This window comes from Mycobacterium sp. PDNC021, from assembly GCF_048282635.1.
Taxonomy (GTDB): Bacteria; Actinomycetota; Actinomycetes; order Mycobacteriales; family Mycobacteriaceae; genus Mycobacterium; species Mycobacterium llatzerense.
Genome location: NZ_CP182502.1, coordinates 1589229 through 1608041, shown reverse-complemented (window position 1 = coordinate 1608041; position 18813 = coordinate 1589229). Strand labels below are relative to the sequence as shown.

At 67.5% G+C, this 18813-nt stretch carries 18 protein-coding genes; 10 read left to right on the top strand and 8 right to left on the bottom strand.

Going from position 1 to position 18813, the window contains the following annotated elements; all coding sequences use genetic code 11:
- Nucleotides 1-15 precede the first annotated feature (15 nt).
- From ACNO8X_RS07475 to ACNO8X_RS07445, 7 genes are read left to right on the top strand one after another with little or no spacing between them, the layout of a single operon-like run.
- Entirely contained in the window at nt 16-2850 is a 2835-nt protein-coding gene (locus tag ACNO8X_RS07475) for a Na+/H+ antiporter subunit A (RefSeq protein WP_418004785.1), read from the top strand.
- The gene (locus ACNO8X_RS07470; protein WP_043401188.1) at nt 2847-3317 is read left to right on the top strand and encodes a Na(+)/H(+) antiporter subunit C; all 471 of its coding nucleotides are present in this window, start codon (nt 2847-2849) and stop codon (nt 3315-3317) included. Before ACNO8X_RS07475 ends, ACNO8X_RS07470 begins: the two co-directional genes overlap by 4 nt.
- Complete coding sequence (locus tag ACNO8X_RS07465; RefSeq protein WP_418004784.1) at nt 3314-4903, top strand: Na+/H+ antiporter subunit D; 1590 nt, start codon at nt 3314-3316, stop codon at nt 4901-4903. Before ACNO8X_RS07470 ends, ACNO8X_RS07465 begins: the two co-directional genes overlap by 4 nt.
- Nucleotides 4900-5430, top strand: a complete 531-nt coding sequence (locus tag ACNO8X_RS07460) for a Na+/H+ antiporter subunit E (protein ID WP_133760971.1) — start codon at nt 4900-4902, stop codon at nt 5428-5430. Before ACNO8X_RS07465 ends, ACNO8X_RS07460 begins: the two co-directional genes overlap by 4 nt.
- Complete coding sequence (locus ACNO8X_RS07455; RefSeq protein ID WP_260936798.1) at nt 5427-5714, top strand: monovalent cation/H+ antiporter complex subunit F; 288 nt, start codon at nt 5427-5429, stop codon at nt 5712-5714. The genes ACNO8X_RS07460 and ACNO8X_RS07455 overlap by 4 nt, the downstream gene beginning before the upstream one ends.
- A complete protein-coding gene (gene mnhG, locus ACNO8X_RS07450) occupies nt 5711-6046 on the top strand; it encodes a monovalent cation/H(+) antiporter subunit G (RefSeq protein WP_418004783.1) in 336 nt (111 codons plus the stop codon). The genes ACNO8X_RS07455 and mnhG overlap by 4 nt, the downstream gene beginning before the upstream one ends.
- Complete coding sequence (locus ACNO8X_RS07445) at nt 6033-6944, top strand: class I SAM-dependent methyltransferase (RefSeq protein ID WP_418004782.1); 912 nt, start codon at nt 6033-6035, stop codon at nt 6942-6944. The genes mnhG and ACNO8X_RS07445 overlap by 14 nt, the downstream gene beginning before the upstream one ends.
- On the opposite strand, the gene ACNO8X_RS07440 is transcribed toward ACNO8X_RS07445, so the two are convergent.
- The 6 genes from ACNO8X_RS07440 to ACNO8X_RS07415 all read right to left on the bottom strand — a co-directional run bounded on the left by ACNO8X_RS07440 (nt 6937) and on the right by ACNO8X_RS07415 (nt 11679).
- Nucleotides 6937-8283, bottom strand: a complete 1347-nt coding sequence (locus tag ACNO8X_RS07440; protein ID WP_418004781.1) for a hypothetical protein — start codon at nt 8281-8283, stop codon at nt 6937-6939. The genes ACNO8X_RS07445 and ACNO8X_RS07440 overlap by 8 nt on opposite strands.
- Nucleotides 8284-8364: 81 nt before the next feature.
- Entirely contained in the window at nt 8365-9000 is a 636-nt protein-coding gene (locus ACNO8X_RS07435) for an LON peptidase substrate-binding domain-containing protein (protein WP_418004780.1), read from the bottom strand.
- Between the two features lie 2 nt (nt 9001-9002).
- Entirely contained in the window at nt 9003-10151 is a 1149-nt protein-coding gene (locus ACNO8X_RS07430) for a glutamate--cysteine ligase (protein WP_418005810.1), read from the bottom strand.
- Nucleotides 10132-10851: a superoxide dismutase[Cu-Zn] gene (gene sodC, locus ACNO8X_RS07425; protein WP_043401173.1), complete on the bottom strand. Its 720-nt coding sequence runs from the start codon at nt 10849-10851 to the stop codon at nt 10132-10134. The genes ACNO8X_RS07430 and sodC overlap by 20 nt, the downstream gene beginning before the upstream one ends.
- A gap of 10 nt (nt 10852-10861) precedes the next feature.
- Complete coding sequence (locus tag ACNO8X_RS07420) at nt 10862-11329, bottom strand: LytR C-terminal domain-containing protein (RefSeq protein ID WP_043401170.1); 468 nt, start codon at nt 11327-11329, stop codon at nt 10862-10864.
- A 41-nt stretch (nt 11330-11370) separates the two neighbouring features.
- Nucleotides 11371-11679: a DUF3263 domain-containing protein gene (locus ACNO8X_RS07415; protein ID WP_029105136.1), complete on the bottom strand. Its 309-nt coding sequence runs from the start codon at nt 11677-11679 to the stop codon at nt 11371-11373.
- 221 nt (nt 11680-11900) lie between these two features.
- Between ACNO8X_RS07415 and ACNO8X_RS07410 the strand changes: the two genes are divergently transcribed.
- Nucleotides 11901-12494 carry a peptide deformylase gene (locus ACNO8X_RS07410; protein WP_043401167.1) on the top strand — a complete coding sequence of 198 codons (594 nt, stop codon included), beginning with the start codon at nt 11901-11903 and terminating at the stop codon, nt 12492-12494.
- Nucleotides 12494-13363 carry a GNAT family N-acetyltransferase gene (locus ACNO8X_RS07405; RefSeq protein WP_418004779.1) on the top strand — a complete coding sequence of 290 codons (870 nt, stop codon included), beginning with the start codon at nt 12494-12496 and terminating at the stop codon, nt 13361-13363. Before ACNO8X_RS07410 ends, ACNO8X_RS07405 begins: the two co-directional genes overlap by 1 nt.
- 100 nt (nt 13364-13463) lie before the next feature.
- Here the strand turns inward: ACNO8X_RS07405 and gjpA (ACNO8X_RS07400) are convergent, their stop codons facing one another.
- Nucleotides 13464-14987, bottom strand: a complete 1524-nt coding sequence (gene gjpA / locus ACNO8X_RS07400) for an outer membrane porin GjpA (protein ID WP_418004778.1) — start codon at nt 14985-14987, stop codon at nt 13464-13466.
- A 130-nt stretch (nt 14988-15117) separates the two neighbouring features.
- Complete coding sequence (gene gjpA / locus ACNO8X_RS07395) at nt 15118-16677, bottom strand: outer membrane porin GjpA (protein WP_418004777.1); 1560 nt, start codon at nt 16675-16677, stop codon at nt 15118-15120.
- A 651-nt stretch (nt 16678-17328) separates the two neighbouring features.
- Here gjpA (ACNO8X_RS07395) and ACNO8X_RS07390 point away from each other — a divergent pair.
- On the top strand, nt 17329-18801 hold the full coding sequence (locus tag ACNO8X_RS07390) for a DUF3375 domain-containing protein (protein WP_418004776.1): 1473 nt from the start codon (nt 17329-17331) through the stop codon (nt 18799-18801).
- Nucleotides 18802-18813 lie beyond the last annotated feature (12 nt).

Genomic DNA, 18813 nt, shown 5'->3' with positions numbered 1-18813 from the left:
ACCTGCCGGAGGCCCATGCTCACCGTTCTGTACGTGCACGCTATCGCCACTGTGCTCGCTCCGCTGTCGGTACGGCGCTGGGGACGGCAGGCGTTCTATCCCCTTGCCCTGGCGCCCGCCGGCTCGCTGATCTGGCTGACCCTGAACTGGCCCGGCACCGGCGAGCAGACGCTGCACATCGACTGGGTTCCGCAGCTGTACATGGACATCACGCTGCGCCTGGATTCGCTGGCGGCGATCATGTCGGTGCTGGTGCTGGGTGTCGGCACCCTCGTGCTGCTGTACTGCGCCGAGTACTTCCACCACGCCGACGGGCACACGGAGAATCGGTTGCCCAGCTTCGCCGCCGAGCTGGTCGCATTCTCCGGCGCCATGTTCGGGCTGGTGTGCAGCGACAACACGCTGCTGCTGTACCTGTTCTGGGAGCTGACGACCGTGCTGTCGTTCCTGCTCGTCGGCCACTACGCAGAACGCGCCACCAGCCGGCGCGCCGCGACCCAGGCGCTGCTGGTCACCACGGCCGGCGGTCTGGCCATGCTGACCGGCATCATCATGCTGGGCACGCTCGCCGGCACCTACCGGCTGTCCGACGTCGTCGCCAACGCGCCGACCGGGACCACCTCGTCGGTGGCCGTCGTGCTGGTGCTGATCGGCGCGCTGTCCAAGTCGGCCATCGTCCCGATGCATTTCTGGCTGCCGGGCGCCATGGCGGCACCGACGCCCGTCAGCGCCTACCTGCACGCCGCGGCCATGGTGAAAGCCGGCGTGTACCTGATCGCCCGCATGACGCCCGGTTTCGCCGATCACCAGCCGTGGCGGCCGACGGTCGTGGCGCTGGGGCTGGCGACGCTGCTGCTGGCCGGTTGGCGCGCCGTCCGCGAGTACGACCTCAAACTGATCCTGGCGTTCGGCACGGTGAGCCAGCTCGGGTTGATCACGGTGATGGTCGGGGCCGGCGGCGGAGATCTGATGCTGGCCGGGCTGGCCATGCTGTGCGCGCACGCCATGTTCAAGGCCGCGCTGTTCATGGTGGTCGGCATCATCGACCACGCCACCGGCACCCGCGACATCCGGAAACTGGCCTGGCTCGGCCGGCGCAGCCCAGTACTGCTGGGCATCGCCGTCGCCGCTGCCGCCAGCATGGCCGGGCTGCCGCCGTTCCTCGGTTTCGTCGCGAAGGAAGCCGACTTCGAAACCCTGTGGCACAGCCCGACGTTGGGCGCATCGGCTCCGTTCGTGCTGGCCACCGTGGCGTTCGGCTCGGTGTTCACCATGATCTACAGCCTTCGGTTCCTGCACGGGGCATTCGCCCGAAAAGGCTTGCCGAATCCGACGATTCGCGTCGCGGAGATGCACCGCCCCAGCATCGGTTTCCTGCTGCCGCCGGGCATCCTGGCGGTCGCCGGCCTCGGATTCGGGCTGCTGCCGAACGCGCTGGACCACGCCATCGCCGACTACACCGCGACCATGCCGGGCAGCTCCGGGTATCACCTGGCGCTGTGGCACGGCGTCAACTTCCCGCTGGTGTTGTCCGCCGCGATCGTCGCCACCGGCGCGGCGGCATTCGGCCTGCGGCACCGCCTCGAACGGATCCGGGTGCCCTATCTACCGCTCGGCAACGCCGACCGGATGTACGACGCGGCAATCCGGGGCGCGGACCGGTTCGCCGTGCGGCTGACGGCACTGACCCAGCGCGGATCGATTCCGACGACCCAGGCCATGATCCTGTCCACCCTCGCCGTGCTGCCCATCGCGGTGCTGCTCCTCGGTGAGCGCGACCACCCCGAGCTGCGGTGGTGGAACTCGCCGATCCAGGTGGTCGTCGGCCTCATCGTGCTGGCAGCGGCGATCAGTGCGACGGTGATGCGCAACCGGCTGGCGGCGGTGCTGGTGGTCGGTGTCACCGGCTACGGCTGCGGCACGCTCTATATCTTCTACGGGGCGCCCGACCTGGCACTCACCCAATTCCTGGTCGAGACACTGACTTTGGTGGTCTTCCTGCTGGTGCTGCGCACCCTGCCCGCCGAATCCGACGCCACCCACATGAAGCGGCACCGGCTGCCCCGCGCACTGTTGGCCACGGCGGTCGGCTCGTCGGTCACCGCGCTGGCGGTCTACGCCATGGCCGCACGCAACACCCGGCCGCTGGCCGAACTGCTACCCGACGCGGCCTACTACCGCGGGCACGGCGCCAACACCGTCAACGTGCTGCTGGTGGACATCCGGGCCTGGGACACGCTCGGCGAAATCTCGGTGCTGCTGGTCGCCGCGACCGGCGTGGCGTCAATGGTGTTCCGGCACCGGCGTTTCGGATCGGCGCCCCGGGTCCCCAAAGACCATCCGTCGACGCCCGACACCACCTGGCTGCGCGGCAGCGACCTGCGCGATCCACGGCACCGTTCCCTGGTCCTCGAGGTCGCGACACGCATGATCTTCCCGCTGATCATGGTGCTGTCGGTGTACTTCTTCTTCGCCGGGCACAACACTCCCGGCGGCGGTTTCGCCGGTGGCCTGACGGCCGGCCTGGCGTTGGTGCTGCGGTACCTGGCCGGGGGCCGTTACGAATTGGGCGAGACGCTGCCGCTGGACGCCGGCAAGGTGCTGGGCGCCGGCCTGACCCTGTCCGCCGGCACCGCAACGGCCTCGCTGCTGCTGGGTGCGCCCGTCCTGTCCAGCGCGGTGGTGAAATTCACGCTGCCCCTGCTGGGTTCGGTGAAGGTGGTGACGGCGCTGTTCTTCGACCTCGGCGTGTACCTCATCGTCGTCGGCCTGGTGCTGGACATCCTGCGCAGCCTGGGCGCCAAAGTCGACGAAGAGTTGTACGCACCACGTGAGGTGGCCACCCGATGACGACCTATCTCGTTCCCCTGGTGCTCATCGGCGGCCTCACCGGCACCGGTGTGTACCTGCTGCTGGAGCGCAACCTGACCCGAATGCTGTTGGGCCTGTTGCTGATCGGCAACGCGGTGAACCTGCTGATCCTGGTGATGGGTGGCGAGTCCGGCAATCCGCCGGTGCGCGGCCGCACCAGTCACGGCCAGACCGGGACCGCCGATCCGCTGGCGCAGGGCATGGTCCTGACCTCCATCGTCATCACCATGGGCGTCGCCGCGTTCGTGCTGGCGCTGATCTACCGGGCCTACCGCCTGACCACCGTCGAAGAAGTGGGCAACGACCCCGAGGACAGCCGCCTGGTGGAGCTGTCGTCCACCGACGCCCCGGCGGTCGAGGAAGACCGGGGCGAGCCGGCCGTCGTCACCGACACCGACGCACCCGCCGAACTCGACGCGCTGCCAACCGAATCGGAGCCGGCGTGACGACGGGCGCGGTGCTGGCGCCGCTTCCTGTTCTCATCCCGATCCTCGGCGCCGCCGCGACGTTGTTCGCCGGACGCCGTCCCCGGTTGCAGCAGATCATCGCGCTCGTGGCGCTCACCGCGATGACGGCGGTCTGCGCGGCTCTGGTCTACGTCGTCGATCACAGCGGCACCGTCGCGGTCCACGTCGGCGGCTGGGGCCAGACCGAACCCGGGATGGGACCGCTCGGGATTGTCCTTGTCGTGGACCGGCTTTCGGCCCTGATGCTGGTGGTGTCCGCGATCGTGCTGCTGGCGGTGGTCTGGTACGCCATCGGGCAGGGTATCCGCGACGGCGGCGACGAGCAGCCGGTGTCGATCTTCCTGCCGACCTACCTGGTGCTGTCGGCGGGCGTGTGTATCGCCTTCCTCGCCGGCGACCTGTTCAACCTGTTCGTCGGCTTCGAGGTCCTGCTGGCCGCGAGCTTCGTACTCCTGACCGTCGGCGCCAGCGAGGAGCGGGTGCGCGCCGGTATCGGCTACGTCATGGTGTCCATGGTGTCGTCGGTGATCTTCCTGATCGGTATCGCGCTGATCTACGCGGCCACCGGCACCCTCAACCTGGCCGAGCTGGCGAACCGGCTGGACGGCATCACACCGGGCACCCGGGCGGCGCTGTTCGCGGTGCTGCTGGTGGCCTTCGGCATCAAGGCGGCGGTGTTCCCGCTGTCGGCGTGGCTGCCCGACTCCTACCCCACCGCCCCGGCGCCGGTCACCGCGGTGTTCGCCGGCCTGCTCACCAAAGTCGGTGTGTACGCGATCATTCGGGCCCACAGCCTGCTGTTCCCGGGCGGCGCACTGGACAACGTATTGATGGTCGCGGCGCTGTTGACCATGTTGATCGGCATCTTCGGCGCCATGGCCCAGAGCGACATCAAGCGGCTCCTGTCCTTCACCCTGGTCAGCCACATCGGCTACCTGGTGTTCGGCATCGCCGTGTCCAACCGGGTCGGCATGGCCGGCGCCATCTACTACGTCGCGCACCACATCGTCGTGCAGACCACGCTGTTCCTGGTGGTGGGACTGATCGAGCGGCAGGCCGGCGCGTCGACACTGCAGCGCCTCGGCGGGCTGGCCGCGGCCAGCCCGCTGCTGGCGTGCGTGTTCATCATCCCCGCGCTGAATCTCGGTGGTATCCCGCCGTTCTCGGGGTTCATCGGCAAGGTGGCGTTGCTGCAGGCCGGCGCGACGAGCGCGTCGGTCCTGGCCTGGGCGCTGGTCGCCGGGTCCGTCATCACCAGCCTGCTGACGCTGTACGTGATGGCGCGGGTGTGGACGCTCGCGTTCTGGCGCGCCCGCGCCGACGCACCCGAAAGCCTGGTGACGGGGGCCCCGGCCGGTCTGTTGGTGCCGACGGCGGATGTGGCCGTCGACGATCGGGCGGACGTCGGCCGGATGCCCGTCGGGATGCTGGCTCCGACCGCGGTCCTGATCGTGGTGGGGCTGGCCCTCACGGTGTTCGCCGGGCCAATCTTCGGGTTCGCCGAACGCGCAGCCGACCAGGTCGCCGACCGCGGCCAGTACGTCTCGGTGGTGTTGACGCCATGAGGCAGTGGTTACCGCGCGCCGGCATCCTGGTCTGGCTGATGGCCGTGTGGATTCTGTTGTGGGGCAACGTCTCCGTCGCCAACATCCTCGGCGGCCTCGCCGTAGGCCTGCTGATCACGGTGCTGTTGCCGTTGCCGCAGGTTCCGGTGGCCGGCCGGCTGCACCCGCTGTCGCTGGCGTGGCTGGCCCTCAAGGTCGCCTACTACCTGGTGCTGTCGTCGGTCCAGGTGGCTTGGCTGGCGATCAGACCCGGTCCGCCTCCGCTGACCGCGGTGCTGCGGGCCCGGCTCGAGCTCAAGTCGGATCTGGTGCTGGCGCTCGCGGTCAACGTCATCAACCTCATCCCCGGCTCGATCGTGCTGGAGATCGATCAGGCCCGCCGGTTCATCTACGTCCACGTCCTCGACGTCGGGTCCGAACGCGCGGTACAGCAGTTCTACCGCCAGATCGCCGAAGTGGAGCGGTTGATGATCGCCTCGTTCGAACGTGAATCCCATTGGCAGCCAGTGGAAGCGGACCCTGCATGAATACCATCTGGATCATCGCCGCGGTCATGCTCGTCACCGCCGCGGCCATCACCGTGTTCCGGCTGCTGGCCGGTCCCGGCACCCTGGACCGGCTGGTCGCGCTGGACACGTTCGTCGCCGTCACCATGTGCGGCATCGGCACCTGGGCGGCCTACAGCCTCGACACCACGGCGACCTACAGCTTGACCGCGCTGGCCCTGATCACCTTCGTCGGCTCGGTCAGCGTGGCCCGGTTCCGCGTCCGCGACACCGATACCAACACTGAAGCCGAGCCGCCCCGATGAATCTCTTCGACGTTGTCTCAGGCACTTTGGTGCTCTGCGGTTCGGCCCTGGCACTGACCGCCGCGATCGGCGTGGTGCGCTTCCCGGACACCTTGACGCGGATGCACGCCGCCTCCAAACCTCAGGTGCTGGGACTGCTGCTGGTGCTGACCGGCGCCGCGCTGCGGCTGCGCGGGCACGCCGACGTGGGCATGCTGATCCTGGCCGGTTTGTTCACCCTGATCACCGCGCCGGTAGTGGCCAACCGGGTCGGCCAACTGGCCTATCGTGAGCAGAGTTTCCGCGACGACCTGCTGATCCGCGACGAATTGGAAGACCATGGCGCGCACTGACGACGACTCCTGGGACATCACCGAGAGCGTGGGCGCCACTGCCCTGGGCGTGGCGGCGGCCCGGGCCGCCGAATCCGGTTCGGAGCACCCGTTGTTCGACGATCCCTGTGCCCGGATCTTCGTCGGCGCGGCGATCGCGCGGGGCTGGTCGTCACCGTTCACTGCCGCCGACCCAGGTCCGGCGCAGGCCGGCCGCCTGCGCATGCTGATGGCGTACGTGCCGTCCCGCACCAAGTGGTTCGACGAGTACTTCGCCTCGGCCGGCGCCGATGGCATCCGTCAGGTGGTCATCCTGGCCGCCGGATTGGACGCCCGGGCGTGGCGGCTCCCGTGGCCGGACGGCACCGTGGTTTTCGAGATCGACCAGCCGAAGGTGTTGGCGTTCAAGGAGGAAACCCTGGCTGCCCATGGGGTCGAGCCGGTCGCCCGGCACGTCGGCGTACCGATCGACCTGCGCCAGGACTGGCCGGAAGCATTGCGGCAGAGCGGTTTCGACCCCACTCGGCCGACGGCCTGGCTCGCCGAAGGGCTACTGCCCTACCTGCCCGCCGAAGCCCAGGACCTGCTGTTCGACCGCCTCCATGAGCTCAGTGCACCCGGCAGCCGGGTCGCGGTCGAAGGGTTCGGCCCCGAGTACTTCAGCGCGGCCAAGCAGCGCATCCGGGAGGAGCGGATGGACGCGGTCCGCGCCGAAGCGGCCCGCAGCGGCAAGCCGATCTTCGACGTCAGCGACCTGTTCTACATCGAACCGCGCGAAGACATCGCCGAGTGGCTGACCCGCCACGGCTGGCAGACCAGCGTCGAGACCTCCGCCGAGGTCACCGCCCGCTACAAGCCCGAGGTCGCCGGCGAGGTGCCGGACGTGGGTAGTGAGTTCGTCGACGCCAAGCTCAGTTGAACTTGAGCTTCACCTGCTCGCCGCTGACGTCGGCAGTGGTTCCGGTGACGTACGAGGTCACTGTGCCACTGGTGGTTCCGCCGCGGCGGCCCTGACCGCTGACCTGGTAGTGCACCTCACCTGAGATCCGGACCTCCATCCGGTATTCGTCCAGATCACCGAGTTTGACGGCGCTCATGTCGGGTTGACTCCACGTCACGGTGCCGTCGACCAGCTCGCGGTCGCTGATCTTCACAGGGCACGGTGACGGCGGGACCAGCGAGCGCGACGACGAGCAGCTGCCATACGCCGCGTTGAGCAGCTTGGTGATGGTCTTGGTGCCGTCATCGTTGAGCGCGAACTTCGGCTGCAGGTAGGAGCTCGCCGAATATCCTCCGATGTCGTCGAGCAGCAACGGCTTGCTGTTGGTGACCGACACGTACGGGCTGGTGCTGCCGAGGTCCAGGAAGCCCGGGAAGACGTAGATCGCGGATTCGTCGCTGATCTCCTTGCCGAACACCGTCAGCGTCTTACGTGCCGCATTGTCGGTGCTGCTCAACGACGACAGATCGAGCTTGATGGCGGCATGGGCCAGTTGCCACTTGCCGCCTTCCTTCTTCACGTTGATCGTGGCGTCGGAATTCTTGTCGCCGAACTTGGCCGCCACATGGACGTCGCCGCGCCCGATGGATTCCATGGTCTTGTCTTCGTTCAGGATGCGGATCTCGCTGATCGGCCATTCGGCGATCTGCTTCTTCAGCACATCGCTGGAGAGGAACTCTTTCGAGGCCGGCTGGTCGCTGCTGAAGGACAGCGCCGCCTCCGCGTTACCGTTCGACAGCGCTTCCAGGTAGCCCTTGACCACCTCGCTGGCCGAACCTGAGCCGCCGCTGTCGCCCGAGCCGAACGAGTCGTAGACGTAGTAGATGCCGCCGCCCACGACGACGAGCACCACCACGATGGCCGCGATGATCAGCGGCACCTTGTTCTTCTTGGGCGGGGTGGCGAACGGCTGGGCGCCGTAGCCACCGGGCGCCGCGGGCGCACCCGGCCACCCTTGTCCGGCTCCGGGTACCGCCGGCGGGGTCCCCCACCCCTGCGGCGCAGCACCTGGCGTGCTCGGCGCCTGGCCCCAGCCGCCGGTCTGCGGCGCGGCCGGCTGGCCCCATGCCGGCGTCTGCGGCTGACTGGCCGGAGGCTGGCTCAACGGCGGCGGCGTCTGCTGCGGCGTCTGACCCGGCCAGCCCGGCGCGGCCGGTGGCGTGGTCTGGTGAATCGCCGTCTCTTCTTCGTCGGACGACCTACCGGCGCCCCCACCTGGGTTGGGACCGTTGTAACCGCTCCCCTGCCAACCCGTCATTAGCCCTCCCCGTAACGCATGAACTGTGTCCAGGATAGGGGGTGTGGCACCACCCTGGCTGCACGGAAGTGCCGAACCCCGTCATTCCTCCGACAGTTGGAACTCCACCATCGCCGTGATGCTCTCGACCGCCTCGTCGAGCGCGTCCAGCCGGGCCGCCGAATTCGGCGCAGCCAGCACCGAATACTTGTCAGCCTGACCGATCGGCAGTAGGGAAGCCAGGGCGTACAGGCGTTGTCCCACATCGGGTTTGACTGTCCTGGCCAGGATCGAGCCCCGGTCCCGCAGCCGCGCGCCCTGAATCGAGGCGATGCGTTCGAACAGCGCGATGATCCGGTCCTCGATCGCCACGATCGACGACTCGGGCACCACCGGCCCCGGCTCGTCGGGCCATCGCTCGACCTCGGCGCGCGGGTACGGATCGTCGTTGTGCCACTGCAGGATTCGGATGCGATCGGTCACACTGCAGCTCAACATGTACCGGCCGGTCCCCTGCGGCTGACACCGGTCGATGCGCGCCAGCGCCCCCACCGAGCACCGGGCTTCGCCGCCGCCGACCTCACGGCCGGCCGAGATCAGCACCACACCGAACACCTGCTCCGCGGCGGCCATGCAGTCCCGCACCAGTTCGACGTACCGCGGCTCGAAGATCCGCAACGGCAGTTCGTCGCCGGGCAGCAGCGCGGATTCCAGCGGGAACATCGGCGTGATGGCCACGGCTACAACTCCAGCTCCGCCACCAACGCGTCGACGACTTGCAGCAGGTCCCCGTCGGTCTCCTCGGCGACGCGGCGCTGCCGTTGATAGGACCCGCCCAGGGTGTAGATATCGGCGACCCGGGCCAGCTCGTCGGCGCAATTCAGCGATGCCGCAACAGGTTCCAGCCGGTTCAGCAGGTCGTCCAGGTCGTCGGTGACGAGCCGCTCATTGCTGTCCGCATCGAGGATGATCTCGGCGTCCAGCCCGTAACGCGATGCGCGCCACTTGTTCTCCTGCACATGCCAGGGCGGCATGGTCGGCAACTGCTCGCCGGCGTCGAGCCGGCGGTCCAGGTCGACGATCAGGCAGTGCGTCAGCGCAACCAGCGCACCGAGCTCGGCGATGTTGGACACGCCGTCGAAAATCCGGACTTCGATGGTCCCCAGATGCGGCGACGGCCTGATGTCCCAACGGATTTCATTCATGTGGTCGATGATGCCGGTCTTGCGCTGGTCGTAGACGAAGCGCTCGAAGTGCGACCACTTCTGGAAATGGAACGGCAGGCCCGCGGTCGGCAGCTGCTGGAACATCATCGCCCGGTTGCTGGCGTAGCCGGTGTCCTCACCGTCCCAGTACGGCGACGACGCCGACAGCGCCAGCAGATGCGGGTAGTGGTTCAGCAGCGACGTGATGATCGGCATCACCTTGTGCGCCGACGAGATCCCGACGTGGACGTGCACGCCCCAGATCAGCATCTGCCGACCCCACCACTGGGTGCGCTTGATCAGCTCGGCGTAGCGCTGGCCCTCGCTGAGCTGCTGGCTCTCCCATTCCGCGAACGGGTGTGTCCCGGCGCAGAACAGCTCCATGCCGCGCTCCCGCACGATCCGGCGTACCGGACTCAACGTGGAGCGCAGATCGTCCATGGCCTCGCCGACGTTGTCGCAGACGCCGGTGACCACCTCGACGGTGTTGCGCAGCAATTCCTTGTGCACATGCGGTGTCTCGCCGATCTCGGCGATGACCGCGGCGGCCTCGTTGCTCAGGTCACGCGTGTGGGCATCGACGAGAGCGAACTCCCATTCGACGCCGAGGGTCGGTCGTGGCGACCCGGCGAAATCGATCCGCGGTGGGGTGTGGCTGTCCGCGCTACCCGGCAGAGATGACACCGCACGCCACGCGCTTGCCGGAGTCACCGGTATTCATCGAAGTCTCGTCGGCACCCGGGACGGCACCCTGAATCTGGGCGTACCGATCAGCCGGGATGTTGCCGAAGTTGTCGGCCTTCTCATGGATGATCAGCGCGGTCTTGTTGCCGGCGAGCAGCTGCTCGGCGGTGACGGCGTCGGTGGTGGTCACCAGCTGCGCGGTGCCGTCATTGCGGACCTGCAGCGAGGCCAGGTCGCCGCTCATCGGGTGCGCGGTGTGGCCCGGAGCCTGGTAGTGCCCGCCGGCGGACAGGAAGTCGCCGGGCGCGCCGCCGGCCGGCGCGACCGAGTTCGGCTCGCACTTACCGGTCGAGTGGATGTGCAGACCGTGGAAGCCGGGTGCCAGCACGCCGCCCTCGGTCGTCTTGACCGTCAGGGTGGCAAAGCCACCGTTGAACAGGAACTCAGCGGTCGCGACCGTCGCACCGTCGGGGGTCTTCAGCTCGGCGACCAGCTTCTCGCCGATCGGCGCCGCCTGCGGGGCAGCCTTTTCGCCGGCCTTCTCGCCATGACCCTGCGGGGCGTGCTCGACACCGGTCCAGACCGCCGGCGTGGTGCCGGGCACGGAGCTGGGAACCTGTCCCGGAGGGGCACACGCCGCCACCACGGGCGCGATGACCGCAGCGGCGGCAAGGAAGCGAATCGGAGCTGAGATCGGCATGCCCGAGAGCCTAACCGGTCACCAAAACGATCACGCCCGGTCCCTTGTCATTGAGCGCCGGGATACGCGGTTCGACCGGCGCCTCGAGGATTTTGCCGACCGCCTCGGCGGCTTCCTTCTCCCCGGCCGCGTCACCGAAATACACGGTCGTGGCGGCCGGTGGGGCATCCACGCTCAGGTTATCGGTCTCCGTCACGTTCCACTGCGCCTCGTGCAGCTTGTTGGCGACGGTCTGCGCCGCGCCGGCAACCTCGGAGATGTTGAAGACCTTCACGTCGGCTTTGGCCGGCGCGGGCGTCGTCGACGTCGTCGTCGCACTGGCGGACGCGGCGCTGCTGGAGCTGCTCGACGAGCTCGACTCGGAGCTGCTGTCCGAACTCAGTGACTGGAACGCCACGAGCAGGAACACGACACCGAGGAACAGCAGCACCATGACCATGGCGCGCAGGGGTAGTCCGGAAGACTCTCGCTGATTCATTGCTCCCCACCTTATCGAGGCGGACCCTCAGGGCAGAAAAGCTAGGTGATTTCGAAACCGAGCCGACGCGCAGCCTTGGCCTTCTGCCGGCTGGCCCGCTGCCGGCGCAGTCGCTTGACCAGCATCGGGTCCGCGGCCAGCGCCTCAGGTCGATCGACCAGTGCGTTGAGCACCTGGTAATACCGGGTCGCCGACATCGAGAACAGCTCCTTGATGGCGTCCTCTTTGGAACCCGCGAACTTCCACCACTGACGTTCGAAACCAAGAATGTCGTGTTCGCGGCGGGTCAACCCGTCGGCGAGCTCAGAGTCGTCCCCGGATCGCTCAGTACGCGCCATAGCGCCGTCCATTTCGCCCCTGGACCCTTTCTCTGATCTCGGTATATGCCAGCCTGTTTCGTACGTCACAACGGATCTGGGACACACCAGGTGGTTCGGCGAACATTCAACCACGGCGGACGGTATTGAGCCGTGATCGTTACCCGCGAGTCGGATCACGGTTACATTTGCCGGACTCCGCAACGCGGCTGGCGCCTCAACGCTGGATCGTCGTCCGCCTAAGATTGCTCCTCATGGCTGTACGTCCAATCTGCATCGTCGGTGACCCTGTTCTGCACACCGCGACCACTCCGGTGACCGTCGGCGCCGACGGATCCCTTCCCTCCGATGTCGTCGCGCTGATCGACGACATGTACGAAACGATGGACAAGGCCAACGGCGTGGGCCTCGCGGCCAATCAGATCGGTGTCGGGCTGCGGCTGTTCGTCTACGACTGCGCCGACGACCGCGGCCAGACCGAGCGCCGGCGCGGCGTGGTCATCAACCCGGTGCTGGAGACCTCGGAAATCCCCGAGACCATGCCCGACCCCGACTACGACGACGAAGGCTGCCTGTCGGTCCCCGGCGAATCGTTCCCGACCGGCCGCGCCACCTGGGCCAAGGTCACCGGCGTGGACGCCGAGGGCAAACCGGTCGAACTGGAGGGCACCGGACTGTTTGCTCGCATGCTGCAGCACGAGACCGGGCATCTTGACGGCTTCCTGTACCTCGACTGTCTGATCGGCCGTAACGCGCGCGCCGCCAAGCGGATGGTGAAGTCGAACAAGTGGGGCGTGCCCGGGTTGAGCTGGATGCCCGGCGAGGTCGACGACCCGTTCGGGCACTGATGCCCGCCGGCGGGCGCGTCGGCAGCCGCGTCTCGCTTCGCTACCGGTTGCCCGAGTCGGAGGTTGAGGCCTTCACCGACGTCGTCGGCCACATCGAGGCACTCACCCCGTTCGTGGTGGTGCGCACCAAATCGGGTGAGCGCGTCGAGATCAGCCCGACTGACGTGCTGTCGGTCCGGGAGCTGTCGCACGCCCCGGTGCGCAATTCGGAGATTCGCGCGGTCGAGCATGCCGCCGCACTGGCCTGGCCGGGTACGCAGCAGCAATGGATCAACGGCTGGCTACTGCGGGCGGGTGGACCGACCAAGCGAACCAACTCGGCTGTGCCGCTGCTCTTTTCGTCGGATCTGACGGCGTTGCCGGCAATCGCCGACTGGTATGCCGCACGCGGGCTGCAGCCGTGGGTGGCGCTGCCGGAACGGTTGCTGCCGGTCCGCGCCGAGGGCGTGGAGCCGAATCGGGTGCTGACCATCGCCCTGTCGGGCGGTTCCGATGCCGCGCTGCCGTCGCACCCCGACAACCAGTGGCTGCGGATTCACGGAGCGGACGTGCCTGCCGAGGTACTGAGCGCCGTCGTCGACGGAGAAGTGGCGTTCGCCACGGTGGACGATGTCGCGATCGGGCGTGTCGCGGTGACCACGGCGCCCGGCGGCAGGGTGTGGGCGGGGTTGTCGGACGTCGTCGTGCTCGAGTCGGAGCGTCGGCGCGGACTGGGCCGCGCCGTCTGCGCGGAGATGCTCGCCTGGGCTGCGGGCCGCGGTGCGACGCACGCCTACGTTCGGGTCCCCGACGACAACACCGCGGCGATAGCGCTGGCCGAGTCGATGGGTTTTCGGCTGCATCACCGGTCTCGGTACGTGCTCCTGTAGGGCAGGGGCTACAGCTTCTTTCAACTCGCGAACAGACGCAAAACTGTCGAATTTGCGGGGAGAAGTCGACAGTTTTGCGTCAGCTCACGGAAGGGACGACCTAGCTGGCGCCGGCGTCCGAACCGTGGGCCGAACCGCCCTGGCTTGCAGTGGATTTCGCCGGGGCCGGCTTCTTCACGGGCTTCGGCTTCTCCGACTTCTGCTTGCTCGGCTTCTTGATCTCCGACTTGGGCGCGGACTTCGTCTCAGACTTCGTGTCCGATTTGGTCGAGTCGGATTTGGTCGAGTCGGAATGGGTCGCGTCCGGCTTCGTCGCGTCCGGCTTCGTCGTCTCGGGCTTGGTCGTCTCGGGCTTGGTCGTCTCGGGCTTCGTCGCCTCGGGCTTCGTCGCCTCGGGCTTCGTCGTCTCCGGCTTCAGGTTGTCGGACTTCGCGGGCGTAGCGGGTGTCTCCGAGCCGGCCTGGGTGGCGGGCTTGACCTGGGTGGCCGGCTTCACCGCGAGAGCAGGTTGCGGGATCGAAGTGATCGAGTTGTCCGTGGCTGCCTTGGTCACCGACACCTGGGTGGCGGCGGCCGGATTCACGGCAGGTGCCTTGGGGGCCAACGGATTTCCGGTGCCGCTCCAGCCGATGGCCTTGGCCAGGATGTGCCCCAGCGACATCAGCGCACCGATCGGTCCGACGCCTTGGCCGGTGATCGGCAGGTCGAGCGGGAACCCCATGACGCCGGTGGTGACGACCTGACCGAGCGAGTTGAGGATCGAACCGCCGATGTTGTTGGCGGCGCCGGTGACGGGGTCCACCCCGGTGACGCCGGGCGTGAGCAGCCCACCGAACTGGATGCTCAGATCGTGCAGGGTCGTCTCATGGGTCAGGAGTCCGGAGCCGTTGATCAGTGGCGCCAGCGCGCCGAGGTTGAGGTTGGCACCGTTGAGGAAACCGCCGACCACCTTCGCCGGGATGTTGATCACGTGCTGCAGTGCGGCCATTGCGTCGCCGGTGGACAGCGCCGCTCCGGCCGCGGTGAGGCTGTTGACCAGCGCCACCACCGGGCTGATCGCCGGACCCGCCAAGCCGATCAGGACGCCGCTGAGCGGAGAGGCAAGAACGTTGAGGACCTGGGTGATCACCTGCGTCGCCCGCGGGTCGTTCTCCGTCGGGAGCAACTTCGGCATGATGTTGAGAGCCATGTAGTGCCAGCCGTCGAGCGATCCGAAGGCCTGACCGGTGTTGTAGTCGGTGTTCAGGAGCGTGGCGGCCTGAACCACGGACTGCACGTTCTTCACCACCTGACCGAGCACCGTCCCGATGCTGCCCGGGTTCTGCAGGACCGTGCGCAGGTGGCTCACCTGGTTGGCCAGAATCTGCTGGAGCAGCACGGCCGGCGCCGCGGCGAATTCCTTGCCGAGTCGCTGCGCACTGGCACCGGCCGTCTCGAATACGTCCTGCCACGGCTGCAGCGGGTTGTACGCGGCGGTCAGCTGCACCGCGGCCGTGCTGACCGAAGGCAGCGCCGGCAGGTGGGTCGTGGCGGGTGTCGACGCCAGCAGCGGGCTGACCACAAGGGCCGCCGTGGTCGCTGCGCAGATACCCGCCTTGGTATGGCGACGGACCGCTGAATCCATGAGAACGACTCCCTCTTTCCGAGCTGATTGGGGTTGATGTGGGTACGACAAAGCGCTCGGTTGCCTGACGGAGAGTTCCGGGCGGGAATCGGTGGGTCTCCCCCGAGCAGGGAGACCCACCGACTACTGACTACTTGCTCGAAGCGCCCGATGCGTGCGAGCTGGCACCACCATCGGCACCGTGAGTCGAACCACCCTGGCTTGCAGTGGATTTCGCCGGAGCCGGCTTCTTGACGGGCTTCGGCTTCTCCGACTTCTGCTTGCTCGCCTTGGTTTCGGACGTCTTGGTCTCGGACTTCGTTTCCGACTTCGTGTCGGACTTGGTCGAGTCGGACTTGGTTGCGTCCGACTTGGTGTCCGACTTGTGGTCATCGGCCTTCGTCGGCGTCGCGGGTGTCGCGGGCGTCGCCGGGGTCGCCGGCGTGGCAGGCGTCTCCGGGGTCGCCGGTGTCGCCGGTGTCGCGGGCGTAGCCGGAGTTGCGGGAGTCTCCGCCTTGGCCGGGGTCTCGGCCTTGACAGGCGTCTCTGCCTTGGCCGGGGTCTCCGGCTTGGCCGAGGCCGGCGCGACGGCCTTCACCGGGGTCACCGCCAACGCGGGCTGCGGGATCGAGGTGATCGAGTTGTCCGTGGCCGCCTTGGTCACCGACACCTGGGTGGCGGCCGCCGGATTCGCGTCGGGCGCCTTGGGGGCCAGCGGATTACCGGTGCCGCTCCAGCCGATGGCCTTGGCCAGCAGGTGGCTGAGGTTCACCAGCGCACCGATCGGCCCGATGCCCTGACCGGCGATGGTCAGAGGATCGTTCGGGGCAAGCGACGTGAGGGCGGTCAGCCCGAGGGAGTTCAGGATCGAGCCGCCGATGCCACTCATGTCCATGCCGGTCACTCCGGCGGTGAACAGGCCGCCGAACTGGATGTTGAGTTTCTGCAGCTCATTGCCGGCGGGCATGGTCTTGGTGATCAGCGGCGCCAGCACATCCAGGTTGAGGTTGGCTCCGTTGAGGAAGCCGTTCACCATGGCAGCCGGGATGTTGATGGCGGCTTGCGCCGCTGCCATCGCGTCACCGGTGGCGAGCGAGGTGGCAATCTTGGTGATGCTGTTGACCAGCGCCACCACCGGGCTGATGCCCGGGCCCACCAGACCCATCAGGACGCCGCTGAGCGGTGACGCCAGCACGTTGACCACCTGCGTGACGATCGCGGACGCCTGCGGGTTGCCCGCCGTCGGGAGCATGTTCGGGATCATCTGTGCCACCAGCCCGTGCCAGATGTCATTCGAATCGGCGATGGTCCAGTCTTCCGGCTTGGTCCCCAGCAGCGTGGCGGCGGTGATCGCCGACTTCACGTTCTGGCCGACGTCCTGGATCACGGCGCCGATGTTGCCGGGGTTCTGCAGGATCGCCCCCACGTGGCTGATCTGGTTCGCCAGGAACTGCTGCAGCAGCACCGCCGGCGCTTCGGAGACCTCTGCGCCGATGCGCTTGGCGTTCTCCGACGCGGTGTTGAACGCGGCGAGCCATGGCTGCAGCGGGTTGTACGCCGCGGTCAGCTGCACCGCCGCGGTGCTGACCGACGGCAGCGCCGGAAGGTGGGCGGCGGCAGGCATCGACGGCAGCAGCGGGCTGACCACAAGGGCCGCCGTGGTCGCTGCACAGATACCCGCCTTGGTATGACGACGGACCGCAACATTCATGAACAAACTCCTCCAGTTGTCTGCTTACTGGCGGGTAATTTACCGACGAGTAACTCAGTTAATCCAGGGTTTTTGACGAAGTCGTAACGAATCAATAGCGACCACCGTTACTTCACGGCCCACACCACGCCGGTCGCGGTCTTAGCCGGTAAACCACCATTAATAGTCCGGCTAACCTTCCGGGCAAATGGCCAGTCGGCAAACCCATTTACGTGGCCGAGAGACCGTTCCGCGAGGCCCCGGGCGCACGGACGCACCACCCCGATATATTCCGATTAGTAATGCTCAGGCGCCGTATTCACGTCGTGACCGGCAACACACCACATCGTGATCGTGACTCGGATCTCACAGGCGTCAGCCACGGCCGGTGAGGCTCGCCCGGGACGTTTCGTACCCGTCCCGAGCAAATCGGATACGGGCCGGATCGGCGTCTCGGAGCAGTTGCTGCACCCGCCCGCGCCGAAGGCGGTGCGGACACCGGCCGGTGTCCACATACTGAGACCAAATGTGGGACGGGCCGTGCCCGGCAATATCAGCAAGCACCTTTCGGGCCTCAAACCGGAGCCACCGCTGACGCCGACCGGCAGTTCGCCAAGTATCTTGGACCGGCGGTGGAACGCACCGAAGAGTCAGGTTGGTCAGGGGTTGCGGGTGCAAGAGAATGCGGCGCTGTCGGCCGCCGAGCTGCTCGAACTCAACCGTGACGTTCAGGGCTCGCGCGCAGTCCGGCTGCTGGCCACCAACAACCTCGGGGTGTACGCCACCCTGATGGAGCGGCACCTCAGTGACGGCATGGTCGCCGAGACCGATCTGGTGGTCCGGCTGGAACGCGATCTGGCGGCCCTCGGCGAGACCGACGAACAGCTCGGCCAGTCCGGCCTCGCCCTGATCAAGTTGTGGGCCAGCCAGGGCTGGCTGCATCGGGTGGCCGAAAACCGTGCCGGAGCAGAACGCAACGTCTGCTACCTGACGCAGGACGCGCGACGCGCACTCGACTTCGTCCGCGGCATGCGCCGGGGCGACAGCATCGCCACGGGCGGCTCGATCAGCGGCATCGCATCCCGCATGCGCCAGATCGCCACCCGCGCCGGCAATGACCCCGACCGCATCCGGGCCGGCATCGAAGCCGACATCGCCGCGCTGCACCGCGAGCTCGACGAGCTCGAAGCCGGCCTGCGGCCCGAGCCCGACGTCACCGACATGTACGACGAGGCCCGCGCCATCGCGCTGCAGATGGAACGGTTGATCACCGACATCGGGCTGTACGGCACCATGATCGAGCAGGCCACGCAGGCGCTGGACGATCCCATCGATACCAACATCGAGTACCGCGACCGGCAGCGCCAGATGTACGCCGACTATCAGGCGGCGTGGGATTCGGCGGGCCGCGATTCGCACCGGGCGTTCCTGCGGATGATCAACGACCCCGACCAGCGCGCCGAATTCGAGACCGACATCGCCACCGTCGCCTCCGCCCTCCCGGAACTGGACCCGGCGTTGCGCAAGGTGATGGCCGGTTTCTTCGAGCTGATCGGACATCAGATCGACGAGGTCGAACGCATCCAGCAGCGCTGTGCGCAGCGGGTCAAGCGGTTCACCGCGGTCGGCACCATGGAGTCCAGCCGCGGCGTCGCCCGGCAGCTCAACGAGGCGATCGGCGCGGCCCGGACGCTGCTGAAGTCGTCACTGACCGACTCCCGGCTGGACATCGAGGTCCCGCTGGCGCGTCACGCGATCAGCTCCATCGGCGCGCTGAGCTTCAAGATCGGCGACCTGTCGGCGCCGAGACAGGCTGAAGCGGCACAAGGCGACGTCGACCTGTCCAGCTTCGCGGCGCTGACCACCCAGGTCGATGCACCGGCGATGTCCGAGATGCTCAATTCCGCGGTCGCCCGCCGGCCGGTGTCGCTGGCCGAGGCCGTCGCACTGCTGGATTCGGCATACCTGGGCCACGTCATCGTGTTGTGGTCGTGGGCCCTCAAGCAACCCTCAGGAGCAGGCGACCCGGGTGACAACACCATGTCGGTGCGCTTCCGTTCGCTCGACGGCCGAGACCGCGAGATCGAGGTGCCGTATCTGATGTTCACCGAGCCAGTTGCGGTGGCGGGAGCCTTACATGACTAGCCTTGGCGGAGG

What these genes read in the sequence shown, in the direction of transcription:
- mnhG (WP_418004783.1), top strand. Translation starts at nt 5,711, where the DNA reads ATGAATCTCTTCGACGTTGTCTCAGGCACTTTGGTGCTCTGCGGTTCG.
- gjpA (WP_418004777.1), bottom strand. Translation starts at nt 16,677, where the DNA reads ATGAATGTTGCGGTCCGTCGTCATACCAAGGCGGGTATCTGTGCAGCG.
- gjpA (WP_418004778.1), bottom strand. Translation starts at nt 14,987, where the DNA reads ATGGATTCAGCGGTCCGTCGCCATACCAAGGCGGGTATCTGCGCAGCG.
- ACNO8X_RS07460 (WP_133760971.1), top strand. Translation starts at nt 4,900, where the DNA reads ATGAGGCAGTGGTTACCGCGCGCCGGCATCCTGGTCTGGCTGATGGCC.
- ACNO8X_RS07410 (WP_043401167.1), top strand. Translation starts at nt 11,901, where the DNA reads ATGGCTGTACGTCCAATCTGCATCGTCGGTGACCCTGTTCTGCACACC.
- ACNO8X_RS07405 (WP_418004779.1), top strand. Translation starts at nt 12,494, where the DNA reads ATGCCCGCCGGCGGGCGCGTCGGCAGCCGCGTCTCGCTTCGCTACCGG.
- ACNO8X_RS07475 (WP_418004785.1), top strand. Translation starts at nt 16, where the DNA reads ATGCTCACCGTTCTGTACGTGCACGCTATCGCCACTGTGCTCGCTCCG.
- ACNO8X_RS07470 (WP_043401188.1), top strand. Translation starts at nt 2,847, where the DNA reads ATGACGACCTATCTCGTTCCCCTGGTGCTCATCGGCGGCCTCACCGGC.
- ACNO8X_RS07420 (WP_043401170.1), bottom strand. Translation starts at nt 11,329, where the DNA reads ATGAATCAGCGAGAGTCTTCCGGACTACCCCTGCGCGCCATGGTCATG.
- ACNO8X_RS07455 (WP_260936798.1), top strand. Translation starts at nt 5,427, where the DNA reads ATGAATACCATCTGGATCATCGCCGCGGTCATGCTCGTCACCGCCGCG.
- ACNO8X_RS07415 (WP_029105136.1), bottom strand. Translation starts at nt 11,679, where the DNA reads ATGGACGGCGCTATGGCGCGTACTGAGCGATCCGGGGACGACTCTGAG.
- sodC (WP_043401173.1), bottom strand. Translation starts at nt 10,851, where the DNA reads ATGCCGATCTCAGCTCCGATTCGCTTCCTTGCCGCCGCTGCGGTCATC.
- ACNO8X_RS07445 (WP_418004782.1), top strand. Translation starts at nt 6,033, where the DNA reads ATGGCGCGCACTGACGACGACTCCTGGGACATCACCGAGAGCGTGGGC.
- ACNO8X_RS07440 (WP_418004781.1), bottom strand. Translation starts at nt 8,283, where the DNA reads ATGACGGGTTGGCAGGGGAGCGGTTACAACGGTCCCAACCCAGGTGGG.